The 22,036-nt window shown below is 47.7% G+C and carries 17 protein-coding genes and 1 pseudogene; all 18 read left to right on the top strand.

What is annotated here, in order from left to right:
* Position 1: 1 nt before the first annotated feature.
* Positions 2–1,222, top strand: a complete 1,221-nt coding sequence (locus SHEWPOL2_RS10795; RefSeq protein ID WP_037428181.1) for a type II secretion system F family protein — start codon at positions 2–4, stop codon at positions 1,220–1,222.
* Positions 1,223–1,260: 38 nt separating this feature from the next.
* Complete coding sequence (locus tag SHEWPOL2_RS10790; RefSeq protein ID WP_037428179.1) at positions 1,261–1,758, top strand: hypothetical protein; 498 nt, start codon at positions 1,261–1,263, stop codon at positions 1,756–1,758.
* 76 nt (positions 1,759–1,834) lie between these two features.
* Positions 1,835–2,452 carry a prepilin-type N-terminal cleavage/methylation domain-containing protein gene (locus SHEWPOL2_RS10785; protein WP_023266932.1) on the top strand — a complete coding sequence of 206 codons (618 nt, stop codon included), beginning with the start codon at positions 1,835–1,837 and terminating at the stop codon, positions 2,450–2,452.
* Between the two features lie 70 nt (positions 2,453–2,522).
* The gene (locus tag SHEWPOL2_RS10780) at positions 2,523–3,011 is read left to right on the top strand and encodes a type II secretion system protein (RefSeq protein ID WP_037428177.1); all 489 of its coding nucleotides are present in this window, start codon (positions 2,523–2,525) and stop codon (positions 3,009–3,011) included.
* A 221-nt stretch (positions 3,012–3,232) separates the two neighbouring features.
* The gene (locus SHEWPOL2_RS10775; RefSeq protein WP_037428175.1) at positions 3,233–3,721 is read left to right on the top strand and encodes a type II secretion system protein; all 489 of its coding nucleotides are present in this window, start codon (positions 3,233–3,235) and stop codon (positions 3,719–3,721) included.
* Entirely contained in the window at positions 3,711–4,262 is a 552-nt protein-coding gene (locus SHEWPOL2_RS10770) for a type II secretion system protein (RefSeq protein ID WP_037428173.1), read from the top strand. Before SHEWPOL2_RS10775 ends, SHEWPOL2_RS10770 begins: the two co-directional genes overlap by 11 nt.
* Entirely contained in the window at positions 4,262–5,110 is an 849-nt protein-coding gene (locus SHEWPOL2_RS10765; RefSeq protein WP_037428171.1) for a type II secretion system protein, read from the top strand. The genes SHEWPOL2_RS10770 and SHEWPOL2_RS10765 overlap by 1 nt, the downstream gene beginning before the upstream one ends.
* Positions 5,100–5,555 (top strand): hypothetical protein, encoded by a 456-nt coding sequence (locus SHEWPOL2_RS10760; protein WP_037422437.1) that lies wholly within the window; start codon positions 5,100–5,102, stop codon positions 5,553–5,555. Before SHEWPOL2_RS10765 ends, SHEWPOL2_RS10760 begins: the two co-directional genes overlap by 11 nt.
* A complete protein-coding gene (locus SHEWPOL2_RS10755) occupies positions 5,548–9,315 on the top strand; it encodes a DUF6701 domain-containing protein (protein WP_037428169.1) in 3,768 nt (1,255 codons plus the stop codon). Before SHEWPOL2_RS10760 ends, SHEWPOL2_RS10755 begins: the two co-directional genes overlap by 8 nt.
* Before the next feature lie 339 nt (positions 9,316–9,654).
* Complete coding sequence (locus tag SHEWPOL2_RS10750; RefSeq protein WP_007651015.1) at positions 9,655–10,704, top strand: rod shape-determining protein; 1,050 nt, start codon at positions 9,655–9,657, stop codon at positions 10,702–10,704.
* Between the two features lie 44 nt (positions 10,705–10,748).
* Complete coding sequence (gene mreC, locus SHEWPOL2_RS10745; protein WP_037428167.1) at positions 10,749–11,777, top strand: rod shape-determining protein MreC; 1,029 nt, start codon at positions 10,749–10,751, stop codon at positions 11,775–11,777.
* Positions 11,777–12,265: a rod shape-determining protein MreD gene (gene mreD, locus SHEWPOL2_RS10740; RefSeq protein WP_037422445.1), complete on the top strand. Its 489-nt coding sequence runs from the start codon at positions 11,777–11,779 to the stop codon at positions 12,263–12,265. Before mreC ends, mreD begins: the two co-directional genes overlap by 1 nt.
* Before the next feature lie 2 nt (positions 12,266–12,267).
* On the top strand, positions 12,268–12,852 hold the full coding sequence (locus tag SHEWPOL2_RS10735; protein ID WP_037428165.1) for a nucleoside triphosphate pyrophosphatase: 585 nt from the start codon (positions 12,268–12,270) through the stop codon (positions 12,850–12,852).
* 109 nt (positions 12,853–12,961) lie between these two features.
* Positions 12,962–14,429 (top strand): annotated as a pseudogene (gene rng, locus SHEWPOL2_RS10730) (ribonuclease G).
* Entirely contained in the window at positions 14,429–18,646 is a 4,218-nt protein-coding gene (locus tag SHEWPOL2_RS10725; RefSeq protein ID WP_037428164.1) for a YhdP family protein, read from the top strand. Before rng ends, SHEWPOL2_RS10725 begins: the two are co-directional and overlap by 1 nt.
* Positions 18,570–19,418, top strand: coding sequence for a carbon-nitrogen hydrolase family protein (locus tag SHEWPOL2_RS10720; RefSeq protein ID WP_037428163.1), 849 nt, complete (start codon positions 18,570–18,572; stop codon positions 19,416–19,418). Before SHEWPOL2_RS10725 ends, SHEWPOL2_RS10720 begins: the two co-directional genes overlap by 77 nt.
* A gap of 108 nt (positions 19,419–19,526) precedes the next feature.
* Positions 19,527–20,975, top strand: coding sequence for a metalloprotease TldD (gene tldD / locus SHEWPOL2_RS10715; protein WP_037428162.1), 1,449 nt, complete (start codon positions 19,527–19,529; stop codon positions 20,973–20,975).
* A gap of 167 nt (positions 20,976–21,142) precedes the next feature.
* Positions 21,143–22,036: TolC family protein (locus tag SHEWPOL2_RS10710; RefSeq protein ID WP_037428161.1), on the top strand; the 894-nt coding region annotated here is incomplete at its 3' end.

Genomic DNA, 22,036 nt, shown 5'->3' with positions numbered 1-22,036 from the left:
TATGCCGGTTTATCAATACCGTGGACGCAGTGGACAAGGTCAGGCCGTAACGGGTCAGCTCGATGCTGCCTCAGAAAGTGCTGCTGCTGATATGCTGTTAGCGCGCGGCATTATTCCCTTGGAAGTCAAAGCGGCAAAGGTGACCAAGTCATTTTCACTGATACAGCTCTTTGGTAGTAAAGTCGGCTTAGATGAACTGCAAATTTTTACCCGGCAAATGTATTCGCTAACGCGCTCGGGGATCCCAATTCTGCGCGCCATTGCGGGATTATCCGAAACTGCCCACTCCCAACGGATGAAGGATGCACTGAATGATATTTCAGAGCAGTTAACTGCTGGGCGCCCGCTGTCGTCTGCGATGAATCAACATCCAGATGTGTTTGATTCTCTGTTTGTTTCTATGGTTCATGTGGGTGAAAACACTGGTAAGTTAGAGGATGCTTTTATTCAGCTCTCGGGCTATATCGAGCGTGAGCAGGAAACCCGCCGCCGGATTAAGGCCGCGATGCGTTATCCGATATTTGTATTGATTGCCATTGCGTTGGCCATGGTGATTTTAAATATCATGGTGATCCCAAAATTTGCCGAAATGTTTGCCCGTTTCGGTGCCGACTTACCTTGGGCGACTAAGGTGTTGATTGGCACATCTAACTTATTTGTTCACTACTGGCCTTTGATGTTACTGCTACTACTCGGAACTATTATTGGGATCCGTTATTGGCACCATACGGAAAAAGGCGAGAAACAGTGGGATCAGTGGAAGTTACATATTCCCGCCGTGGGTTCGATTATTGAGCGCTCGACCCTCTCCCGTTATTGCCGCAGTTTTTCGATGATGTTAAGTGCGGGCGTGCCGATGACGCAGGCGCTCAGTTTGGTCGCCGATGCGGTAGATAATGCGTATATGCACGACAAAATAGTTGGGATGCGCCGTGGTATAGAGTCAGGTGAATCTATGCTGAGGGTATCGAATCAAAGCAAATTGTTTACGCCACTGGTACTGCAAATGGTCGCCGTCGGTGAAGAAACCGGCCAAATTGACCAACTGTTAAATGATGCCGCCGATTTTTACGAAGGTGAGGTTGACTATGACCTTAAAAATCTTACCGCTAAGTTAGAGCCGATTTTAATCGGTATTGTGGCCGTTATTGTGTTGGTACTGGCGCTGGGTATTTACCTGCCTATGTGGGATATGCTCAATGTGGTTAAAGGCGGGAAATAATGCCGAATCGAGAATTTAACGTCATTAGGATCAAATAGATGCAGAGCCAACAGAAGGCTGAAAGCAATCTGTTACGGGTTTATGGGCGGCTCGTTAGCTTGACCTTGGTCTTGATTATTCTCGCGGTGATTGGCGTTAAATATTTTGCCACTATGCCACAACTTGCCGCCCGAAGCGTGGAGGTCGAACATACGCGCTTCTTAAATGTGTTGGCTATGGTGCGCTCCCAATGGTTATCCCTTGGCAAACCACAACAAATGCGACTAGATTGGGAAGTGTTTAATGAGCAAAACACTCATAATGAGCAGCAAACGCTGGTGATTATGAGCGCGCAGGGATGGCCGCAACCGACCGAACTTAGTGACCAAGGTTGCCAAGCCTTATGGTGGCAACTCATGGGGCAGGAGGCGGCGGATAACTCCCTCATTGGTAGCTATTTTCGCAAGGATAATAGCTGCCGTTATCGCTCACAAAATGGGGATAGTATTGGCTATCAACTAAATTCTGGCAGGGTCATTTTTTTGACGTCTCCCTAAAATATTGTTAAGTAACGGGCTTTTTTAAACTGATTTAGCTGTTAGAATGGACTTTCATCAAGATAGGGAGAGACTAATGAAGACTAAACAAAATGGTTTTTCATTGATTGAACTGGTCATAGTGATCGTCATTTTGGGTCTGTTAGCGGCAACGGCAATCCCACGTTTTTTAAACGTCACCGATGATGCTGAAGATGCCAGTGTGGACGGTGTGGCGGGTGGTTTATCTACAGCCGTGAGTTTTGTGCGTTCACAATGGGAAGTCGATGGTCGCCAAAATAGCAGTGTGATCTTAGATGGTACTTCTGTTTCACTCGACCCACGTTTTGGCTATCCAACGGGTACCTCCGGCACCGATGCGACGGCGATGACGGATGCAAGCTGTCAACAGGTATTCAATACGGTATTGCAAAGTGCGCCGCGTAATGTGCTCTATTCGCAAGATGCGCGAAATCAACGTTATACCGTACGCGTTATCGATGGTGCGGGTGGCAGTACTAATTCAATTGCGGGTACAGCCGTGAGTGGTTTGGATTTATGTGTTTATCACCAAGTGGCCTCTCTGGTGTTAAACCAAAATACAGGTGTGCCAACTCCTGCACCAGATTTATCAACCACTGGCGCTAAAGGCGTGGTTTATAATCCAGGTACAGGCAAAGTACTAAGTTTCACTCAAACACCATTTACGCCTTAATTTAATGTTTTAACTGGTTTATCTTTTAATTAGTTTTAGTTAATTGGTTCTCAAAAAAGGGTAGTTTTATATGAAAAGACAACAAGGTTTTACCTTAATCGAATTAGTCGTAGTGATCATTATCTTAGGTATTCTTGCTGTCACAGCGGCACCTAAGTTTATTAATCTGCAGTCAGATGCTCGTGCATCTACTTTGCAAGGTTTAAAGGGATCGTTACAAGGTGCAAATACGCTTGTTTATTCAAAAGCTGCATTAGCAGGTTTGGAGAAAGCCGCTGATGATGAAGTGCAGATTGGTGCTACAGCTACTGACAAAGTGAAAATCGCTTACGGATATTTACAAAATGATTCTGCATCGTTAACTGAGGCTCTTGAACTTGATACGACGACTGATTGGGTTATTACAGCGGGAGCTGACTTAACTAAACCAACGATTATTTATCAAGTAGGTTCTCCATATTCTGCAGTTGCACCATTAAAAGCATGCCATCTTGAATATACTCCAGCTCAAAGTGTTGGCTCTCTTCCTACATATGTAGTTAAAGATACCGATTGTTAATTTTATATTACTCTAAGGCCTGCCTAGCAGGCCTTTTTTTTAGGCCAGTAATCTATGAGTTTGTCGCCTTTAATAAAATGAATTAGCTAATTATTTCTTTTGTTTAGGCATATTATTTGCCTTAATAATCATGTTGGCAGAAACTGAACCTAGAACCTAGAACCTAGAACCTAGAACCTAGAACCTAGAACCTAGAACCTAGAACCACGGCAAAGCGGACAATGCGTAGATTTTCCAGCGGCAGACAGTTTGGGTTTACCTTAGTCGAACTTGTGACCACTATTATCCTGATTGGGATACTATCGGTGACGGTATTGCCGCGCTTATTTAGCCAGTCATCCTACAGTGCCTTTAGCCTGCGTAATGAGTTTATGGCCGAGCTGCGCCAGGTTCAGCAAAAAGCCTTAAATAATACCGATAGATGTTACCGCGTTGTCGTTTCAGCGACAGGCTATCAAGTGAGTCAGTTTGCCAGTCGCGATAGCACAGGTTGTACGGGCACGCCTTTATATCCTAACCCTTTACCCAGCCAAGCTTTTCAAGGTGGTGCGCAGTTAGTGCTTATCAGCAACAATGCCAAGAGCTTTTATCTTGATTTTGATATCAATGGTCGAGCGTCGCTTGCTTGTAATGGGCCGTGTATCAATGTGATTGCCAATGACACTGTGGCGATTAATATCTCCAGCGAGGGCTATATTTATGCGAATTAATCCTCGATTGCTGGAGAGCAGAATAATAACGCCATTCTTAAAATCCAAACCACAACAGGGATTTACCTTAATCGAATTAGTGGTTGGTATGTTAGTCATTGCCATCGCTATTGTGATGCTCAGTAGCATGTTATTTCCGCAGGCTGATCGCGCTGCCAAGACTTTACACCGAGTAAAAAGTGTCGAACTTGCTCATTCGGTAATGAATGAGATTTGGGGCAAACGTTATGATCAAAATACCAATGCCAATGGCGGAGTGCCGGCTTGCGGGAGTCCATTAGGCAGTAGTTGCTCGGCCACCTTGGGGCCCGAAGCGGGAGAAGGGCGCAACGATTTTAACGATGTGGATGACTATAACGGCCTAACCCAAAACGCCACTATGCTCAATTCTAGCCAAACTTATGCAGAGGCTTATCCCAACTATCAATTAAGTGTCACAGTCGCCTTTGGGCCTGCGCCTAATACCAAGTTAGTGACCATTAATGTCACCACACCAGATAACGAAGTGATCACTTACAATTTGGTCAGGAGCAATTACTAATGCGCTCTTTATCAATGAAGCGTAAGCATTTATGTGCAAAGGGTTTTACCTTAGTTGAAATGGTCACTGTGATCCTGATCTTAGGCATTCTGGTGGTCGGGGTGAGTAGCTTTATTATTTTCGGCACGCGGATTTTTGTGGAGTCGAGTTCGGTCGATCAAGTGCTAAGCCAAAGCCGTTTTGCTGTGGAGCGTATGACCCGCGAGCTGCGCAGCGCCGTGCCTAACAGTGTGCGGCTCAATGGTAATGGCTTAACCTATCAGTGCGTTGAATTTGTTCCTATTGAGGCGAGTACCACTTATTTGTCGATGCCAATTGTGCCGAATGCTGCCACCCTCACAGGAACTGTGATTTTAGATAATCTGAACAGTAAGATTGCGGCGAACCAATATGCATGGATTTATCCCTTAACCGATAGCGATGTGTATAACAGCGCGAGACAAAAACGCGCACAGATTAACACCGTTAGCAGCGCCGCAAACCAAGTGACTTTAACCTTTACTGCCAATGCAAGATTTGCCGAAGCTTCTCCGCGTCAACGGATCTATTTTGCTTCAACACCTGTGAGTTATTGCTTTGAAAAAGCGTCATCGACCAATGAGTTAACCTTAAGGCGTTATACTGGCTATGGGTTGAATGCTAACCAGCCAACACCTGCGGATATGAGTTCGGGTGTGCTAATGGCACAGAATGTGGCTAATGTGTTGAGTAATAACGCCGATTTACCGCTGATCTTAACACCATCCAGTCTAGTCAATAATGCGATGGTGCATCTACAACCACGATTTAATGTCAACGGCGAGACATTTCAATATCGACATCAAGTGCAGGTGATTAATGTCCCTTAACTTAGTTAGCCTATCGCGCTCAAAGTATTGTCAGTCTTCGGCTCGGCGCCAAGATGGTAGCGCCTTAGTCATCGGTATTTTTGTCATTACCGTGATGTTTTTATTGGCCGCCGCCTTAATCAATATTGTTGAAGATGCAGATAGCGGATTAACCCAAGAGGTGTGGGGGACCCGTGCATTAGCCGCAGCAAACAGCGGTGCCGATGCCGCATTAGCGCAATTATTCCCATTAAACGCCCCCGCTAATGCGACGGCGACATGTGCAAGTGTTTCAAGCAGTTGGACACCCCCCGATGTGGTGGGCTTTCATGCCTGTAGCGTCAGTTTAAGCTGCACATCCTATGCAGTTGGCGCTGTCACTCAATATCGGATCAATAGTAAAGCGGTGTGTGAGAGTGGTGATACTCGTGTGAGCCGTCAAGTAGAGGTAGAAGCCCGTGGTTAGACTTTTGATGATATTAAACTTGGCACTACGTTTTCAAACTCATTATATGCGTGGCTTATCGTCTAATTTACTGCTTATATTTTTTATTCTTACCTCATCGCCAACTTATGCTGCAATTGATTGCAATAGTGTATTTCCTGGGCCAATACAGAGTTTTAGTAGTACCGGCGAACTCTATATGCAAAGCGGTGCGCTCATTGAAAATTATAATGTTTTAGATGTTTGCTTTAAAACGGTAAAAAATTACCATGAAATGAATGCGAATGCTTGTGGTATAGGGAGGTGTCAGATTTCGGGGACTCCCAGTTTGGCAAGGGCAGCACCCACTTTTGTCAGTAGCTCTACCTCTGCAACCAATACTGTAGCCAATTGGACAACGCCTTCTGTAGAGCTTGGAACGACAGCGGGTTATGGTCAACGATTTAATAGTAGTCGTTGGGATATAGGTACATTAACGATTAATACAGGCGGTAATGTCACCGTATCTGATGCTTATTCAACATATGTTATAAAAGATCTGACGTTTTATAATGCAGCGACCATGACCTTAAAGGCTGGTAAAACTTATATTATTGATGGCGATCTTAACCTGAATTCAGGTACGTTAAATATAGTGGGTACAGGCGATACCAAACTGTATATTAAAGGTAATTTTACCATTGCTCTCTCATCAGTTTTTAATGCGCCCACCTCTGTTGATGTATACGTAGGCAATAGGCTAGAAGTACAAAGTAACGCTCAGATTCAAGGTAGCTACTATGTCGCCGATAATGCGACGTTACTCAATAGTGCGGTATTGGTAGGTAGACTCAGTGCTAAAAACGTCACCCTAGGCAGCAATAGTAAGGTGATTTATGATGCCGGTGCACCTGTCTTACAATGCTTTAATGATACTTTTTCCCAAAGTGCATTAAGCAGTGACTGGGTCGTTTCCCGCAGTAGCGGCACTTTTACGCCATCGATTCGTAGTGGCCGTTTACGCTTAACTGAAGCTTCATCTAATCAATCCACCGCATCGACCTATCAACGATTATTCCCTGCCGCGGCAAACTTAGTGGAGATCCAGTTTGATCATTATGCCTATGGTGGCAATGGTGCCGACGGTATTGCGTTAGTGTTATCTGATGCCGCGATCACTCCCCAGCCTGGTGCCTTTGGTGGTCCCTTAGGTTATGGATTCAAGCCCGGTATTAGCGGATTTGCGGGGGGCTGGCTAGGTATCGGGATCGATGAGTTTGGCAACTTTTCCGGTGAAGGCGGGAGCATAAATCTTTCGGGACAACGGCGTCAGTCAGTTGCTGTTCGCGGTTCTGGTTCAGGCACATCCGGTTACCGTTATTTGCGTGGGACTTGTAATAATGGCACGACCAATACCAGTGGTAACTGTTTATCTCCCACGGTCGATGGCAACAATGTGTCACCAGCACATAGATATAAAATCACTATCGACTCGCAGGTATCCGGTCAGTCGATGGTGAAGATTGAACGTAATACGGGTTCGGGATTTGTCACCTTAATTCCCGCTTTTAATGCCATCGCGCAAACGGGACAAGCGGCAACACCGAGTGATTTCTTACTCTCGCTTACAGGGTCAACCGGTGGCTCGAATAACAACCATGAAATTGATAACGTTCAGATTTGTGCGTTGAAATCTAATCCTATTGGCGCGCAAATCGATCATTTTGAGTTTGACCATACGGGTCAGGGGTTAACCTGTAATCCCGAAACTGTGACAATTCGAGCCTGTGCAAACGCCAGTTGTAGCCAGCTTTTTACTGACCCTTTGACGGCGACCTTGCTACCTGAATCCTCCTCCGAAGGCGTATGGATTGGTGGTAATCAGGTGAGCTTTAGTGGGGGTACTACGCAATTACAATTACGGCGCAATACTGCTGGCATTGTGACTTTAGGTGTAAAAGGTTCGAGCCCGACAACCAAACCTTTAAGTAAAACCCTTTGCCGTATCGGAAATGGTGGCCTGAGTGAAAACAACTGTTCACTCACCTTTGCCGACAGTGGTTTTGTCTTCGATGTGCCTGATAAGCGTGCGAATCGCCCCGAGCAGGTAGTAGTTAAGGCTGTGAAAAAATCTGATGTGACTCAGCAGTGTGTTCCAAGCTTCCAAAGTCAGACTAAGACGCTGAATTTCTGGAGCAGTTATCAGACCCCAAGTGCGCCCATCTCGCCGAAAGCCGTCACGATCAACAATACGGCAATTAGTAGCTCGAGCGCCTCGCCAACGGCGCTGAGTCTGTTATTTGATACGAACGGACAAGCAAATATTTCGGTGAATTATCCCGATGCGGGTAAATTACAGCTCGATGCGCAATATATTGGTAGTGGTAATGAACAAGGTCTAGTCATGACAGGCTCCGATCAGTTTGTCAGTGTGCCGGCAGGATTATGTGTCAAACCCGTGGATGCCAGTGCCAGCTGCCCAAGTGCGGATATGAGCTGTAGTGCTTACCGTAAAGCGGGGCAGAATTTCGGTATGACACTACAAGCCATGGCATGGGAAAAAGATGGCGATACGGATTTTTGTTCGGGCAACTTATCGACACCTAACTTTAGCGACCAAGCCATGAAGCTTGTCAGTAAAGTTGTTGCGCCTAGTATCGCCAGTGGTGGCCATGATGGGGTGTTAGGCGTCACTTCCTATAGCCATACCGCGCAAACTAATAATCTCAACACCATCAGTAATCAAAGTATTAGCGAAGTTGGCGTATTTCAAATTACGGCGCAGGCGAGTCCTAATTATCTTGGCTCAGCCAGCAGTTTGAATATTCCGATTGGCTATTCAGCCAATATTGGTCGCTTTGTGCCCGATAGATTTTTAGTGGGAGACGTTTCTGTCTTACCTGCCTGTGGCAGTTTTAGTTATATGGATCAACCTTTTCCCATGTCAATGAGCATCAAAGCCTTGAATATCGGCGGCGCGGTGACACAAAACTATTTCCCACCATTCTCACTCGCGACCGCTAAATTGGTGGGGGAGAATAATAACAATGGTGTCGACTTACAGAGTCGCTTAAGTACTTTGCCTGTGAATGCGGCGAGTTGGGTTCAAGGAGTGGCGACGGTCGATGGCGCTTACCGTGCTTATTTAAACCGAGTAACCCTAAATGTGACGACGAATCTTTATCAAGACGGTCCCTTCGAGCTGCTCGATATTGGCGTGCAGTTGCTGGATAACGATCCTCGGCCAAATGGACTTTACAGCTATGTGGCCTTACCGGATATGGATGCGGCATCTTCGGGCGCTTGCACTAACTGTAATGCCAAGAAAATCTCCACACAGATCCTGCGCCACGGCAGGGTGGTGATGGACAATACCTATGGTCCAGAAACTGAAATCCTTAGGATGCCGACCCGAGCCGAATATTGGAATGGGACTAATTGGGTATTAAATGGCGATGATAGCTGCACTATTGCTACCTACAACCTTGGATCGCAGGTGGATAATGCAGGCCTTGGCTACAATTTTGACCCGGATTTAGCCACGGGGCAGAGTATTACTCGCACTGGTGCATCTTCAGTATTTCAAGCGGGGCAATTTGATTTGCTGTGGCGAGCTCTCACCTCTAGTGGCAACTTATATCGCGGTCAAGTGACCGCACCTTTAGAGGTACCGACTTGGTTAGAATGGTATTGGAATTGGAATGGGGTGTCTCCAACCAGCTTATCCGATCCCCGTGCGAGTGCATTTTTTGGGCGTTACCGAGGTCATGACAGAATCATCTACTGGCGAGAAGTTAATTAGTGAGGTAGATCGATTTTGCTGAATTGGAATTAGTCCGTAGTGATTTATCGTTATGCGATGCGTTTTGTTGCATGAACTCAAAGCATCATGCTAAGGCTAAAATGCAAGATACAGGTTTTACGCATGTTGCCAGCTTGTATTAAATGGGGTTTTGGGTTGTTTGATTTTTGTTCAATAAGGCGCGTTTATCGATTAAATAGTGTTTTTGAGTGGTCTATTTGAAAAAAAATCACTCCATTAGCGATTGTTAACCTCAACGGTCTTGTGGAATCAGGGTGGCATTGATAAAGTTAGCTGATTTTTCTTTTCTTCTGACTCCACAGAATACAGGCTAGTTACATGTTCAAGAAGCTGCGTGGCATTTTTTCTAATGATCTATCGATCGATTTGGGTACAGCTAACACCTTAATTTATGTTCGTGATGAAGGCATCGTCCTCAATGAGCCTTCAGTTGTTGCTATACGTGGCGAGCGTAACAGCTCTGGTCAGAAATCTGTAGCGGCTGTAGGTACAGAAGCTAAACAGATGTTAGGCCGTACTCCTGGCAATATTCAAGCAATCCGTCCAATGAAAGACGGTGTGATTGCAGACTTTTATGTGACAGAGAAAATGTTGCAGCACTTTATTAAGCAAGTGCATAACAACAGCTTTTTTCGCCCAAGCCCACGTGTTTTAGTCTGTGTTCCCGTTGGCGCAACGCAAGTTGAACGCCGTGCGATCCGCGAGTCAGCCATGGGCGCGGGTGCCCGTGAAGTGTATTTGATTGAAGAACCAATGGCCGCGGCTATTGGTGCTGGTTTACCTGTGTCTGAAGCCACAGGTTCAATGGTTGTTGATATCGGTGGTGGTACCACTGAAGTTGCCATTATCTCCTTGAATGGTGTGGTATATTCTTCTTCTGTGCGTATTGGCGGTGACAAGTTTGATGATGCCATCATCAATTATGTTCGCCGTAATTACGGTAGTTTGATTGGTGAAGCGACCGCTGAGCGTATCAAACACACTATCGGTACTGCTTATCCAGGTGATGAAGTATTAGAGATTGAAGTCCGTGGTCGTAATTTGGCCGAAGGTGTACCTCGTAGCTTTACGCTCAACAGCAACGAAATTTTAGAAGCGTTGCAAGAACCATTATCGGGCATTGTGAGTGCGGTTATGGTGGCACTAGAGCAATCACCACCAGAATTAGCTTCTGATATCTCTGAGCGCGGCATGGTGTTAACCGGTGGTGGCGCCTTATTGCGTGATTTAGACCGTTTATTGATGCAAGAAACGGGAATTCCAGTCATGGTGGCAGATGATCCATTGACCTGCGTAGCGCGCGGTGGTGGTAAAGCCCTTGAAATGATTGATATGCACGGCGGCGATCTGTTCTCCGAAGAAACCTAATCTAACTTCGGTATAGGGCGGCTAATCACCGCCTTAGCTTTCCTATGAAGCCAATTTTTGTTCGTGGTATTTCGAACCAGTTCCGTTTAACACTGGCAATTATTCTGTCGGTGATTTTGCTTGCGGCAAATCACCGCCTTGAGCCTGCCCGTGAATCCCTTTCATCCGCTTTAAGCCCTATTCAATACCTCGCGAGTGTCCCCAGTGCGATCCTCGATTGGTCTTCTGAGAGTTTTGCGACCCGCAATATGTTGGCATTGCAAAATAAAGAGCTGTTAAGGCAACAATTATTAATGAGTGAACGCTTACAGCGTTTCGAGCATTTACGTCAGGAAAACGAACGTTTACGCGCCTTGCTAGGTTCGCCTGCCTATCAGGATTCTCTCAAGATGGTTGCAGAGGTCATGGAGGTTGCCAGCGATCCTTCCCATCATTATGTGGTTTTAAACCGAGGTTCCCGCAGTGGCGTCTTTGTTGGTCAGCCTGTTGTGGATGCGCAAGGTGTGGTGGGGCAAGTTGTGCAGGTCAGTGAGATGACTAGCCGAGTGTTACTACTGTCTGATGTGTCCCATGGCTTACCCGTACGGATTACCCGTAATGATGTGTGCCTTGTCGCCAACGGGACGGGGGAACTTGATGAAATTGAGTTACGCCATGTTGCCAAGAGTACCGATATTCGTGTGGGCGACCTACTGGTCACTTCTGGCTTAGGTAACCGCTTCCCTGAAGGGTATCCGGTTGCGCGGGTAGTGGAAGTCTTTACCGAAGATGGCCAAAGTTATGCGCGAGTCACGGCTCAGCCACTGGCGGCACTCGACCGTATTCGTTATCTCCTGTTAATTTGGCCATCGCCAGATTCGGGTGTGACACTGCCTAATCAAGTGCCAGTACCGGCCGCAGATCATCCTGCACAAGACGTTAAGCCTGATACCAGTAATGGAACGCCAACGACTCAAGGCGGTACTCAGGGCACAAATGTCAATGTGGTACCCAGTAATCCCAATGCAGCATCCAGTAACGCTAATGGGGCATCTAACGCTGCTACTACCCAACCGCCAGCAGAGGTGCACTAATGAGTTTACAAGCTGCTAATGGACGCATCGCGGTTTGGCTAACCCTATTTGTTGGGCTCTTAAGCCAAATTATGCCACTGCCAGTAATTGTTGAGGCCTGGCGTCCTGATTGGTTACTGATGATTTTGATCTATTGGTCCATTGCGTTGCCCCACAGATATAACATTCTGACGGCTTGGGTTATGGGCTTAGCCCTTGATATTCTCTTGGGCGCGACTTTAGGTGTTCGCTCTTTGGCAATGTCGTTGGTGATTTATATTGCTATTTTACATTGTCAGCGTTTACGTAACTTCCCGAAATGGCAACAGTCGCTGGTCATAATGCTGTTAATTGCTATCTATCACCTCATTGTTTATTGGGTTGAGTTTGTGATGGATGGTGCAACATTCCACTCTGAACTGTTTTTGCCTGCACTATCGGGCCTCGTTTTTTGGCCTTGGATTTTTTGGATTTTACGTCGCATTCGACGTCATTATAAGGTTCGTTAGTTGTGAATTTAGTTTTAGCCTCGACATCGCCGCGCCGGAAAGAATTACTGACTCATATTGGATTCGGACGGGCTGATTTTACGTTTGCGCAAGTAGCACCAGATATTGACGAAACTCCGAAGACAGGAGAGTTACCACGGGATTATGTTCAGCGCCTTGCGGCTGAAAAGGCCCAGGCTGGGCTTGCATTATGCTCAGGTATGTCACAGCCTGCTGTATTAGGTTCTGATACTATCGTGGTGCTTGAAAATGAAATATTAGGTAAGCCAGTTGATGAGGCCGATGCCAAGCGGGTACTGCGTGCGCTTTCTGGCAAGGTGCACACAGTAATGACTGCCGTCGCCTTAGCAAGTGTCAATCATACCGCAGTGCGTTTAGTTGAAACCTTAGTGCGTTTTTGTGTGCTTTCTGATGCAGATATCGATGCCTATGTTGCCTCACAAGAGCCCATGGATAAAGCGGGCAGTTATGGGATCCAAGGATTAGGTGGCTGTTTTGTCGAGTCAATTGATGGTAGTTACTCCTGTGTTGTCGGTTTGCCATTAGTCGAAACTCGCCAACTCTTATCTGAGGCGGGCATTATCTAGTCTGCGGTATTGGTTTTCAGGCTTAGAACATACTGAGATTAATTTAATTTCCCTAATGGGGTGAGTCGTGAATACCAGTCGCTTAAATCCGAATAAAATTCAGCGCAAGATGGGTTCAGAATTACTGATTAATGTAACCCCCTCTGAGGCGCGCGTTGCCTTAGTCGAGCACGGCGTGCTGCAAGAAGTTCATATTGAACGGCGCATGAAGCGTGGTTTGGTGGGCAATATTTACAAGGGCAAAATCAGCCGAGTGTTGCCCGGCATGCAAGCCGCATTTGTGGATATTGGCTTAGATAAAGCCGCGTTTTTACATGCCTCCGACATTGTGCCGCACACTGAATGCGTGGCCGATGTGGAGAAGGGCCATTTTGTGGTCCGTGATATCGCCGAGCTGGTTCGCCAAGGGCAAGATATTATGGTGCAAGTGGTGAAAGACCCTCTGGGCACTAAAGGTGCGCGCCTAACCACAGATATCACACTGCCTTCCCGTTATTTGGTGTTTATGCCTGGCTCTAGCCATGTTGGGGTGTCCCAGCGGATTGAGCAGGAAGAAGAGCGCAGTCGTCTTAAAAAAAATCACTCTGCCATTCGTCGATGAAGACGGCGGCTTTATTATCCGCACTGCTGCCGAGGGCGTAGGTGAGGACGAACTTGCCCAAGATGCGGCTTTTTTGCGCCGAGTATGGTCTAAGGTCTCCGAGCGGCGTCAGCGCCGTGGCGTAGCATTACTCTATCAAGATCTGGCCCTGCCGGTGCGCATTGTGCGCGACTTTGTGGGAACCGAATTAGACCGAATTCAAGTCGATTCGCGCCGCACCTTTGCCGAGCTGCAAGCCTTCGCCCAAGAGTTTATGCCGGAAATCGCTGACAAGATTGAGCACTATTCTGGCCCAGCGCCAATTTTCGATTTGTACGATGTCGAAAATGAAATCCAGCGCGCTCTGGGACGCAAGGTGGAGCTTAAATCTGGCGGTTATCTGATTATCGATCAGACTGAAGCTATGACTACGGTCGATATCAACACTGGTGCCTTTGTGGGCCACCGTAATCTTGAAGAAACCATCTTTAACACTAACCTTGAAGCCACCCAAGCGATTGCACGGCAACTGCGGCTACGAAATCTCGGCGGCATCATCATTATCGACTTTATCGATATGCTGAGCGACGAGCATAAAACGCGGGTACTCAATAGCTTAAATAGTGCGCTCGCCAAGGACAGAGTTAAGACTAATGTCAGTGGTTTCTCTGGGTTGGGTCTAGTTGAAATGACCCGTAAGCGCACCCGCGAGAGCCTAGAGCATGTGCTATGCAGTGAGTGTCCAGCCTGTCAGGGCACGGGTAGCATGAAGACGGTAGAAACTGTTTCTTATGAAATCTTCCGCGAAATTATTCGCTTGAATCGGGCCTATGACGCCGACGAGTTTTTGCTTTACTGCTCGCCCGCTGTCTATAACAGTTTAAGTGGAGATGAAAGTCATTTGGTCGCCGAGCTTGAAGTTTATATAGGTAAGCGTATTCGCCTGCAAAATGAGCCTATGTATTCCCAGCATAAATACGACGTGGTGATGATGTAGTGGCAACGCTTTTTACTGCTAAAAAACTAAGCCGTTTTTGCTGGCAATTACTGGCACTGATCTTAGTCTTGTTTGCCTTGACGGTAAGCTTGATCCGTGGATTATTGCCTCAGGTCGATGAAGTACGCCAGCAGTTAGTTGAGTATGTAAAAAGCGAATATCAAATTGATATCCAAGTTGGCGAGTTATCCGCCCAGTGGCAGGCCTTTGGCCCAGCGGTAACGGTTGATAATCTAGTGATCCCTACGCAGGACAAGCTCCCTGTTACCGTGTTGGTGAAGCATGTCCAAATCAAATTGGATTTTTGGCAATCGCTACTGACCACCAGTCCACGCATTGAAGATGTCAATTTCGATGGTGTTCATATTGCCCTCGATATCGATAAATTATCGGGTAATAAGGCGCAGGGGGCGTCTAATCAAACGGCGCAAACAGATTGGTTGTATAAGCTGCTCTTAAAGCAGCTCGAGCGTTTCTCGCTGACGGATGCTTCGGTGCAACTGCTTAGCTTGCAACATGAATATCGACCCATCCACGTTCGCCACCTTAACTGGCGTAATAGTGGTGAGCGCCACCGCGGCGCGGGGGAAATTTACCTCGATAACAATACCTTGGTTAAGGAATCGCTCAGCCTGCAACTCGATATTAACGGCGATGCTACAGCGCCCGAGAGTTTAACTGGACAAGTTTATCTGGCGGCTCAGTCCTTAGATTTGGGCGAATGGGCATCACGCCAACCTAATCCCTATGATCCGAGCAAAAAACTGCCCTTAGAAGGGATAGTCAATCTTAAGGCGTGGTTTGATTTTGCCCATCGAAGTTTACGTTCTGGACTCGTGCAGTTTGAGCCAAGTTGGTTGCAATGGTCGATGCAAGGTCAACCGCAAAAGTTTGAGATCCAGTCCGGTAGCATTCATTGGGAGCCAAACGCGGCAGGTTGGGAGATCAGCAGCACTCATTTGGATTTTATCACCAATGGGGTGCATTGGCCCGAGCTGAAGTTTGCGGCCAAGCAGCAAGACGATGCTTTATATGCCTATGTTAGCCGTTTGGATTTAGACACGTTATTTCCATTGCTACCGCTTTTCCCTGGTGTCGACTTAGCCGTATTGCAGCAATGGTTTCAGCTCGCGCCCGAAGGCAGTGTTGGGCCGATTCGCCTCTATCAAAGCGCCAAGCAACCCTTGCTCGCCAGTACACATATCCAGCAATTGCATTGGCAGAAAGTTGAAGGCATACCTAACACCAACCCATTAGACATTAAGTTGCAGTGGCAGAATGACAGCTTAGTGTTTTCGCTGCCAGAGCAGACCTATACTCTCGATTTTGGCGATCAATTTTCAGCGCCTTTAGTGCTGCATGGCGCGGCGTTAACCGGTGCCTTCGATACCCAAAGGGCAACCTTATCTGTGCCTCAGGTGCAGTTCGAAAACGACGATATTGGTCTTGCTGCTGCTCTAAAGCTGGATTTTAGCGCTGCTACCAGTATGTCCCTTGCCGCCAATGTTGAAGTCAAAAATGCCGCCAATGCGGATAAATACTTCCCGATCAAAGCCATGGGCGAGTCACTGGTTGAGTATCTGGATGGTGCGATTAAAGCGGGGCAGAGTCAAAACGCCCAAGTATTATGGCAGGGGGCATTATCGAGTTTTCCCTTTGAGGATAATAGCGGTGTGTTCCAAGCGGCATTTACCTTAAACAATGCCGAATACCAATTCCAACCGGATTGGCCCGCAGTCACTGATCTTTCCCTCGATGCCTTGTTTGAAAATGCCCGCATGGATATCTGGGTTAACCAAGGTAAGTTGATGAATGTGGTTGCCGATGGTGCCCATGTGTTTATTCCTGAACTGGGTGAGCATTCGCTGTTAAAAATTCAGGCCGATCTTGCTACCCAAGGCAGTGCTGCGACTCAAGTGCTACAGGCTTCTCCCCTTGCCGATACTGTGGGCAAAACCTTAAAGGTTGTGCAAGTGCAGGGCGCGGTAACGGGCCGCTTAGATATTAGTATTCCCTTGTATGAGGGTGAGGCTGAGGATATCCGCGGTCAAATTATGTTTGATAACACGCCCGTGTTTATTGCGCAGCCAGGTTTACAACTCAAGGCGGTGACGGGCACAGTGCAATTTGCCAACGAGATAGTCGAAGGCAAAGGGATTAAGTCTCGCCTGTTTGAGCAGCCCTTGGAGTTTAGTTTTGCCACTCAACCCGAAGGTAAAGATTTTGCGCTGAATGTGGATATGAAGAGTCGTTGGGATCTCAGTCGTTTACCCTTAGAGTTACAAAATCCCTTAAGTAAGTTTTACCAAGGTAAAGTCGCTTGGGGCGGTAACTTGAGCATGATATTCGATGAGCAAGGCTATCAAATTCAAGCCAATTTAGGTTCCGATCTGGTCGGTGCCACCTTAACATTACCTGGCATTTTCGCAAAACCTGCTGACGAGCCTAGGCCTTTAATGGCCGAGTTTTCTGGTGATCACCAGACTTCAACCCTGAGGGTAAAACTCGATAAACAAGCTGAGTTTATTGGCGGCTTTGAGGCTGAAAAAGGTACGCAATTCAGTTATTTCGATCTGCTATTAGGGCGACTCTTCGAGGCTACCGAGGTGCCCAATACCGAGCTTGGACACATTAAGATCGATGTAACCAGTGGCAAGTTAGCTAATTGGTTACCCGTAATTAATGCCTTTGTTGCTTCAGAAAACAAACCGACTCGCACTGGTATTTTGGTGGAAGAGGCAAATAACGCTAACTTATTCCCTTCAGTGGCTGGGGTTGATGCAAATATCGGCAAGTTTGATTTATTAGGGCAAGGGCTTACAGAGTTGAGACTCAGCGCCAAACCCAATGAAAATGGTTGGCGCTTCGATGCCAAAGCTAGCGAGTTTGAAGGAACGGTAGATTTTTACCCTAATTGGTTGACGCAAGGCTTAAAAGTGACTGCCAGTAAGTTCTATTTTTCACCCAATGTGAAGCCTGAAGGTGAAGCGGATTTTGCGGCGGAGCAGGTGCTCACTAATTTGCCGCCCGTTGCGGTGAATGTAGAGGATTTTCGTTTTTTCGATAAGCCATTTGGCCAGTTAGTGGTGCAAGCAAGTCCGCAAGCCTCGGGTTACCGCATTCAGACGTTATCTTTAACCACTCCTGAGGTGTCTTTGCAGGGGAATGGGATTTGGCAACAGCAGAATGGCCAAAATCAAACCGAGTTATCCGTCAGTTTGAATGCTAGTCAGTTTAGCTATTTGAGTCACCAACTTGGGATCGATCCGGGTGTAAATGAAGCTCCATTGAAGGTGAATGCCGAGCTAGCTTGGCAAGGTGCACCCTATGCGTTTTCCCTTGAAACCTTGAATGGTAAAGTCAAATTTGAATTGGGCAAAGGCCATTTATCCCAAGTGAGCGATAAGGGCGCACGGATTTTCTCACTGTTTAGCCTCGATTCATTAGTACGTAAATTGTCCTTAGATTTCAGTGATGTATTTGGTCAAGGCATGTACTTCAATTCCTTTACCGGTAATCTGCAAATCGATAATGGTGTAGTGAAAACTACGGACACTGAAATGGATGCGATTGCAGGTAATATGAAGGTGCGCGGCTATACGGATCTCACCAGCGAAAGCTTAAATTACGATATCCGTTTTGTGCCGCAACTGGCCTCAAGTGTGCCAACTGTGGTGCTGCTCAGTACCAGTGCGTGGACGCTCGGGCTTGGGGCGTTTGCCTTAACCAAAGTGTTAGAGCCTGTGATTGAGGTGATCTCTGAGATCCGCTTCCGAGTAACGGGCACTATGTCTGAGCCTGTGGTAGAGGAACTGGAACGTAAGAGTAAAGAGATTGAAATCCCCGAGTCGATTCTGCCTATGGTGGGGGGCGAATTGCCAGCGCTAACCGAGGGTGCAGAGCCGAATGATGCGCCACCCGTCAAGAATAGTGCCCCGACCAAGACAGAGGCTAAGCCGCCCGTCGAGCCCGAAAAAAACAACGAGCAACCTGTAAAAGCTGTTAAGGAAGAGACATCGCCGCAAGCGCCGACGCTCCCCAAGGTAGAGCCTGCTGAGCCGCCTAAAGCCGAACCAGAACAACCTAAGCCTGTGAGCCCCAAGGTGGTATTGTCGATAAACACAATTCAAGGAGATAGTCATGCGCATCAGCCTGTTGCAATGTCAGAGCAGTCGCGACGTCAGCGCGAATCTGTTGTTTATCGAATCGCAGCTTGAGGAATTAACCCGTGATCGCCTGCAATGGGACAAAAATGCCCCGCATTTAGTGGTGTTGCCAGAATGCAGCCTGCTGTTTGGTGGCCATGAGAGTCAACAACTCGCCTATGCGGGTGATAGTCATCTTAGCCCGTTAAAATCCGCCTTAAGTGCCTTAGCCGCCCGTTACTCTGTATATATGGTGGCGGGGACCATCCCCGCGCTGGCGGAGGATGGGCGCGTCTACAGCCGCTGTTATCTGTTTGATGATAAAGGTGATACCTTAGGGCAATACGATAAACTGCATCTGTTTGATGTGGATATCGCCGATGGCACTAAGCAATACCGCGAGAGTGAAACCTTCTGCCCCGGCAATCATATCAGTGTCATCGACACCCCTTTTGGCAAAATTGGCTTGACCATCTGTTATGATTTACGCTTTCCGGACTTATTTAGGGCGCTGCGCCTTGCGGGAGCCGAGATTATTACCGTGCCTTCGGCCTTTACTAAGGTCACGGGAGAAGCCCATTGGCAGGTGTTATTACAGGCCAGAGCCATTGAAACCCAATGCTTTATTTTGGCCGCAGCCCAATGGGGCGCCCATAACGAAGGCAGCCGCGAGACCTGGGGGCAGAGCATGGTGATAGGCCCTTGGGGCGAGGTAATTGCCGAGCAGAAAACCGGTACAGGTTGGGTGCATGCCGATATCGATGTGGCCGAGGTGCACAGCATCCGCAGTAAAATGCCCGTGGCGCAACATAATTGTTTTACTGCACCGAACCTTAAACCTTGAACAGATTAAGCCTTCAACAGATTTAGATGAAATAGACTCACAGCGAATTTTAGTTATTTAAAAATGAGTGAGTTGCCAATTTTAGCCAAGCTTTCAGAGAGAACCGCGATGCCTTTTTTAGCACAAGTAGAGCAAAGTTTATTAAAGGGTGGCTTAGCCCTAGATGGGTTACAAAGTTATTTAAACACCATACATCAACATAAAGTCGATTTTTCCGATCTCTATTTCCAAGGCAGTCGCCACGAATCTTGGGTGCTCGAAGATGGCATTATTAAAGATGGTAGCTTCCATATCGAACGTGGTGTCGGTGTGCGTGCTATCAGCGGCGAGAAAACCGGTTTTGCCTATGCCGATGATATTACGCCAGCGGCCTTAAGCGCTGCGGCCGAGGCGGCGCGCGGTATTGCGGGAGCGGGTGAGCAGGCCAAGGTTCAGGCATTTAAGCGCCAGCAAGCTTTGGCACTGTACGATAGTCTCGACCCTATCGCCGCCATGGAGGAAGTGAAAAAAATCAACCTGCTGAAAGAGGCCGATGCTTATGTTCGTAGCCTCGATAGCCGCATTATTCAAGTGGTGATTAGCCTTGCTGGTGTGCACGAAGAAATCTTGGTCGCTGCTAGCGATGGCACCTTGGCTGCCGATATTCGTCCCTTAGTGCGCTTTAATTGCAGCGTGATTTTAGAAGAAAATGGCAAGCGTGAACGTGGCAGTGCTGGTGGCGGTGGTCGTCACGATTACAGCGTGTTTATGGTGAATGATGAAACTAGTTTGCCGATGTGCTTTGCCTTTGCCCGTGAAGCGGTGCGTCAGGCACAAGTTAACCTCAATGCCATTGATGCGCCCGCCGGAGAAATGCCCGTGGTGCTCGGTAATGGTTGGCCAGGTGTGTTATTGCACGAGGCTGTAGGCCATGGTCTGGAAGGTGACTTTAACCGCAAGGGCAGCAGCGCCTTTAGTGGCATGGTTGGCCAGCAAGTGGCTTCGAAATTGGTGACTGTCGTGGACGATGGCACGCTTGCGAATCGCCGTGGCTCACTGAGCATCGACGATGAAGGCGTACAAACCCAGAGAACCGTGTTAATCGAAGACGGTATTCTCAAAGGCTATATGCAGGATAAATTAAATGCTCGCCTGATGGGCGTGGCACCAACGGGCAATGGTCGCCGTGAATCCTATGCGCATCTGCCTATGCCTCGTATGACTAACACTTATATGACGGCGGGCGAGTCAGATCCGAGCGAGATCATCAAGTCAGTGAAGAAGGGCATTTATGCGCCTAACTTTGGTGGCGGTCAGGTGGATATTACCTCGGGCAAGTTCGTGTTCTCCGCCTCTGAAGCCTATCTGATTGAAAATGGTGAAGTGACTCAAGCAATTAAGGGCGCTACCCTGATTGGTAATGGCCCAGAAGCCATGAGCCAGATTTCCATGGTGGGTAACGACATGGCGTTGGATAAGGGCGTTGGTGTATGTGGTAAGGATGGTCAAAGCGTGCCTGTGGGTGTCGGTCAACCGACCCTTAAGCTCGACAAGCTGACCGTAGGCGGTACTGCGTAAAACGAGAAGCTAGAAGCTAGAAGCTAGAAGCTAGAAGCTCCTACGTTGATTGGCTAAGTGCTTATTTTAGAACCCATCTTACACTTCCAGCGGTGGGTTCTAGCCGCCTTCCATGATGGATGTTATCATTTGCAAAGGAAATTAGAGTAACTACTCTAGAGGTGTTAATGAAACTATCACGTTTGGCATGGCTGTGTTTATTGCCTTTGCCCTCACTATTGCCGTTAGCGGCCTATGCCCAGCCCAGTAGCTTTACTGAGGCTTGGCAGCAAGTGCTTAAGGTGAGCGATAAACTCCAGGCTCAATCCCAAGAGGTGAATCGCGCCAAGGGCGAGCAAGAGGCGGGCGAAAGTTTAAATCTGCCGTCCCTCAGTCTGAATAGCAGTTATACCCACCTCGAAAAACCAATCGAATTAGATTTAAGGGATCTCAACCCCTTAGCCTCGCTTGACCCTGCGACTTTGCCACCCGCACTTGGCGGTGCACTGGCGAGTATTCCGGGTTCATTATTTGTCACGCCCTTTACCGAGCAAGATATTTTCCGCGCCAGCTTACAGGCGATGTGGCCGATTTATACCGGCGGCCAGATCACTGCGGCTCAAGGCATTCATGCCGCCATGGTGGCCGAGAAACAACAGGAATTACAGTTAGCAACCCGCGACTTATTCACTCAGTTGGTTGATCGTTATTATGCCGTTGATGTGACTCAATCCCTTGTCAGCACCCAAACTGAGCTGGTGGCCTCCTTAACTAAGCACGTTGACCATGCGTTGGCGCTGGAGCGCGAAGGGCAAATCGCTAAGGTCGAGCGCCTGAATGCTCAAGTGGCCTTAGATAATGCTAAGGTCAATTTAGGCAGCGCCCGCCGCCAACATGAAATGGCCGTTATCGCCCTATCGCGTATGTTGCAACGAAGTGATGTCAGTACTAACTCGCCGCTATTTGTGCTGCCACAGGCGCCGTCATTGGGGGACTTGACCCAAATGACCTTAAATCAACACCCGGCGCTTAAGCTACTTGAGGCTAAAGAGGCGCAGGCGAATGGTTTGGTTTCCTTAGAG

Origin of the sequence: Shewanella sp. POL2 (genome assembly GCF_000282755.1) — a bacterium.
GTDB lineage: Bacteria > Pseudomonadota > Gammaproteobacteria > Enterobacterales > Shewanellaceae > Shewanella > Shewanella xiamenensis.
The sequence above is the reverse complement of the archived record's forward strand: the minus strand, read 5'-3'. Positions and strand labels throughout refer to the sequence as shown.

Coding starts and splice junctions, on each gene's coding strand:
- SHEWPOL2_RS10795 (WP_037428181.1), top strand. CDS start 2: ATGCCGGTTTATCAATACCGTGGACGCAGTGGACAAGGTCAGGCCGTA.
- SHEWPOL2_RS10790 (WP_037428179.1), top strand. CDS start 1,261: ATGCAGAGCCAACAGAAGGCTGAAAGCAATCTGTTACGGGTTTATGGG.
- SHEWPOL2_RS10785 (WP_023266932.1), top strand. CDS start 1,835: ATGAAGACTAAACAAAATGGTTTTTCATTGATTGAACTGGTCATAGTG.
- SHEWPOL2_RS10780 (WP_037428177.1), top strand. CDS start 2,523: ATGAAAAGACAACAAGGTTTTACCTTAATCGAATTAGTCGTAGTGATC.
- SHEWPOL2_RS10775 (WP_037428175.1), top strand. CDS start 3,233: ATGCGTAGATTTTCCAGCGGCAGACAGTTTGGGTTTACCTTAGTCGAA.
- SHEWPOL2_RS10770 (WP_037428173.1), top strand. CDS start 3,711: ATGCGAATTAATCCTCGATTGCTGGAGAGCAGAATAATAACGCCATTC.
- SHEWPOL2_RS10765 (WP_037428171.1), top strand. CDS start 4,262: ATGCGCTCTTTATCAATGAAGCGTAAGCATTTATGTGCAAAGGGTTTT.
- SHEWPOL2_RS10760 (WP_037422437.1), top strand. CDS start 5,100: ATGTCCCTTAACTTAGTTAGCCTATCGCGCTCAAAGTATTGTCAGTCT.
- SHEWPOL2_RS10750 (WP_007651015.1), top strand. CDS start 9,655: ATGTTCAAGAAGCTGCGTGGCATTTTTTCTAATGATCTATCGATCGAT.
- mreC (WP_037428167.1), top strand. CDS start 10,749: ATGAAGCCAATTTTTGTTCGTGGTATTTCGAACCAGTTCCGTTTAACA.
- mreD (WP_037422445.1), top strand. CDS start 11,777: ATGAGTTTACAAGCTGCTAATGGACGCATCGCGGTTTGGCTAACCCTA.
- SHEWPOL2_RS10720 (WP_037428163.1), top strand. CDS start 18,570: ATGCGCATCAGCCTGTTGCAATGTCAGAGCAGTCGCGACGTCAGCGCG.
- tldD (WP_037428162.1), top strand. CDS start 19,527: ATGCCTTTTTTAGCACAAGTAGAGCAAAGTTTATTAAAGGGTGGCTTA.